The organism is Undibacterium sp. GW821-FHT11B02 (assembly GCF_058808955.1).
Map to the genome: position 1 here is coordinate 1 of NZ_JBXASD010000029.1, position 3,489 is coordinate 3,489.

At 40.5% G+C, this 3,489-nt stretch carries 4 protein-coding genes and 1 pseudogene; all 5 read left to right on the plus strand.

Going from position 1 to position 3,489, the window contains the following annotated elements; translation table 11 throughout:
• The first annotated feature begins 79 nt into the window (after positions 1 to 79).
• The 5 genes and pseudogenes from AC1RVX_RS29915 (at position 80) to AC1RVX_RS29935 (ending at position 3,357) form a co-directional block, all read left to right on the plus strand.
• Positions 80 to 460: a hypothetical protein gene (locus tag AC1RVX_RS29915; protein ID WP_493220231.1), complete on the plus strand. Its 381-nt coding sequence runs from the start codon at positions 80 to 82 to the stop codon at positions 458 to 460.
• Between the two features lie 83 nt (positions 461 to 543).
• Positions 544 to 1,326: a CPBP family intramembrane glutamic endopeptidase gene (locus AC1RVX_RS29920; RefSeq protein ID WP_493220232.1), complete on the plus strand. Its 783-nt coding sequence runs from the start codon at positions 544 to 546 to the stop codon at positions 1,324 to 1,326.
• A gap of 47 nt (positions 1,327 to 1,373) precedes the next feature.
• Complete coding sequence (locus tag AC1RVX_RS29925; RefSeq protein WP_493220233.1) at positions 1,374 to 1,931, plus strand: hypothetical protein; 558 nt, start codon at positions 1,374 to 1,376, stop codon at positions 1,929 to 1,931.
• A gap of 216 nt (positions 1,932 to 2,147) precedes the next feature.
• Positions 2,148 to 2,648, plus strand: coding sequence for a CPBP family intramembrane glutamic endopeptidase (locus AC1RVX_RS29930; RefSeq protein ID WP_493220234.1), 501 nt, complete (start codon positions 2,148 to 2,150; stop codon positions 2,646 to 2,648).
• A 218-nt stretch (positions 2,649 to 2,866) separates the two neighbouring features.
• Positions 2,867 to 3,357 (plus strand): annotated as a pseudogene (locus AC1RVX_RS29935) (cysteine peptidase family C39 domain-containing protein).
• Positions 3,358 to 3,489: the final 132 nt, after the last annotated feature.

Consider the following 3,489-nt stretch of genomic DNA (forward strand, 5'->3'; position numbering starts at 1 on the left):
GGTGGACTAGACCTTGAACGGAGCAGTAAAGCCATACCGTGAGGCATGGTTCTCTTTAACTATATGAAGGATACACAAAATGTTTGAAATTACAAATGAAGCATTGTTAAATAGCATTGCAGGTGGTGGTGATGATGATTCAGCCGACGATTCGGGTTCTGGTTCTGATGGCAGCACCAAAAATGTCTTGAGTCCAACGGGTAGTGGCGGCGGCGCGAGCGACAGTAGCGCAAGTGGTAGTAGCCCAAGCACAAGTTCCTCTCCCGATCTGTCCGCAGCACAAGTCGCTGCTTGCGTTGTTGCTCTTACAAAAGCAGAAGGTTCACCAACCTTGGCGAACGTATTTGCTGCCTCAGTGACATGCGCCCCAGTATTAGCCAACATTATAAGTCCAACTAATATTGGAAATGATCAACAGAAATCCGATAGCGCCACTCCTTACAAAGCAAATCAGGGGTAATTTAACTCTGAAATAGACAAAACCACTTGATACATTGTCGCTTAGGTATCAAGTGGTAATTAAGTTTTAAAGGAATCTATGCTGTGAATTCTGAATCAAATATTGAACCACGATCTTTTTCGAAAAGAGACAAAGGCATTTTCTATATTGGCCTTTCATTGATTGCAATTCTTGAACTCACTTTATTAAGTTTCGGGGTTGAAAAAGTTCCACCACTTGGTGCAATTGTATTGTTGATTATTGATATTATTGTTTTCGCCCTAGTTCTAAAGAAAACCAAATTCAATAAAATATTCACACTGCAATGTGTCTTGGTAGTCTGTTATTTTGGGCTATTCTTTTTCATACTTTCTATTACTGGAAATGTATCTGATTTGCTGCTGCCAGCAATAGAAAAAGTCTTGACAACAAATTTATTGCTATCCGTCGCCTCTATAGCATTGAGTGCAGGTATTCTTGAAGAAGTCTTTTTCCGAAAAATATTATTTGAGATCTTTCGGAAAGGGGTGTCGCCAAGGTGGGCGATTTTCTGGACATCGTTTATCTTCTTTTTTATGCACACTTCTTTGAACCCCATCCTATTTTTAATAGGAGTTATGTACGCTAATTTGGCACTTCGTTTTAAGTCGCTGATTGCCGTCATTTTAATGCATGCATTTTACGATTTCATTGGTTATCTAAGTACAATCAAAGCACTTCAATCCGGTCATTTCGAAAATTCGTTCACAGCATCTGATTGGCTTAGAGGGGGTAATAGCCTTACCGAAATGGCTTTTTTTGGCTTGTTTATTTTCTACATGCTAACCAGATGGGCCTGGCGTAAATTAACAACAAGGGATGTAGAAGCGTTAGACGTCCCAAAATAAGGACCAAATGCATATTTTCTAGTGAAATTCCCGTGGAGCCAGAATAGTTGTCTCGTCATCTGATAGATAGAAAACGTATCTGGGTGGAAAAAAGCGATCGAGCGAAACAGTATTCGGAGGAACGAAAAAAAGCGATCCTAAAGCGGATGCAGATCTCGTTTTTGAAATTTGAACGCGTAAAAAATATTCCAATGAACTCAATAAACACAAACAATCTAGGTAGTAAAAGCTTGGTGCTCTACGTGCTGATCATCTGCAACATTGCAGGGTTTTCCTTTTACGTTGTGAACGCCATTCGCTACCAGGCACCACTTCTGAGCTTCTGGCTGCCAGCCTTCGCCTTCTTTGTCTTGTATAGTTATATTAGCGCTGATGAATACAAAAAATTGGATACCCGTCCAACGACCAGAGAACAGACCTCTTGGAAGTCTGGCATATTTGCTCTCTTACTCTTGATATTTGTATTTGCGATGAAGAATTGGAAAGCGTCTCCACTGGACTTCTCAGACGCATTTATTTTGGCTCTTTTTCTGAGTAATGCAAAAGACCATATTATAGAAGTACTGACGATACGTAAATTTACTGGCACCTCAGATCAGAAATGAGGATGCATTCTTCCTGTTTTGATTGCGTTGGAACACCAACATATAGTGGCGGCGATGATGGTCATACACTGCCTAATAGTGAAAGCTTAGGGAGCTAAACTGCCTTAGGACGTTTATAAAATACGACCAATCTTTTGGGATTGGTTGTATTTTAAGTTTCATTCATTAGTCACACTAAAGTACTTTGTAGTGATCTTTAAAAAGTAAATGCCGAATATGAAAACAATTGAGCAAAAAGGTTCAGAATTTATTTTCTTTTTTGAAAATATGAAAAAGAAAGGCAAAATTCGATACAGCATTTATTGTGCAGTTATCCACGTTTTTATTTCGGTTCTTGCATTGATTTTGTTACCCGTAGATAAAAATTTCGCGCCAGTAAAACATTCGTTTTTTATCACAGTTATTTTGGCTCCAGTATTTGAAACATTTATATTTCAAGCACTTCCATTTTGCATTGCACGGAAAATAAATTTCAAAGATTGGTCGGCTTTATTATTAATGACACTCCCATTCGCACTGCTTCACTATTCAAATGGGTATATTTCAATCATAAATGCATTTTTGGGTGGTTTAATTTACAGTGCCTCATATATAGTTTGGCAAAAAAAAGGCCACAAAGACGCGCTCATTATAACAATGGCAATTCATAGTTTGCATAATCTAGCAATAACAGGATTAGGTTATGGTCTCGGCTACATAATTGATTTAATAAAATAGCACTACGTTATTCAAGACAGCCCGCAATTTCTGCCGATTTATCTATGTAGTCGTAGGATGCATAGAAATTAAATAATTCTAAGGAAGAATGAATTTCTTAGAGTAACAGCCATCGACCAATATTACGCTTGAACCAGATTTGCATTAATGTCTGCACCTAAATTTTGAAATCCCTCCTCCAAACCGAATCCAGCGAATGCGGCCTCGCCTGCCTCGCCATGGTCGCCAGCCATTTTGGCTACAACACTGACCTCGCGGACCTACGTCGCCAGTTCTCCTCAGTCTCAAAGGGGCAACGCTGGCGCAACTGATGCGCCATGCATCGGCCATGCAGTTGAGCAGCCGCCCCTTGCGTCTGGAACTGGATGAGCTTGATCAATTGGCCGTCCCTTGCATCCTGCACTGGAACCTGAATCACTTCGTATTACTGAAAGCCGTGCGCAAAGACTGGCCTGGTAAGCAGACGCTGATTTTACTTGACCCTGCTGTTGGTGAACGTCGCGTCTCTGCTGAAGAAGCATCCAAACATTTTACCGGTGTGGCACTTGAGCTGGCACCCAGCCCCGTCTTTAAACCCAAGGAAGAAAAGAAGCAAGTTGCCCTTCATGTCCGGCATCTTCACCATTTTAAGCCCCCCCCTTACCCCACAACAGACCTTGCTGTACACCGTCGGCGCGCGATTCTAGCAAAGAATACTCAGCATCGCTAGAGCATATTAAAAAAATATTTATTCACATTTTTTTACAAAAATTTAAAACTTCGGCTTATGATTATTCAAACGGCGCGAGATTGCGCTAACAATGAATATTGCCGTAGATAAACGAAGATGAAATACAGAAAA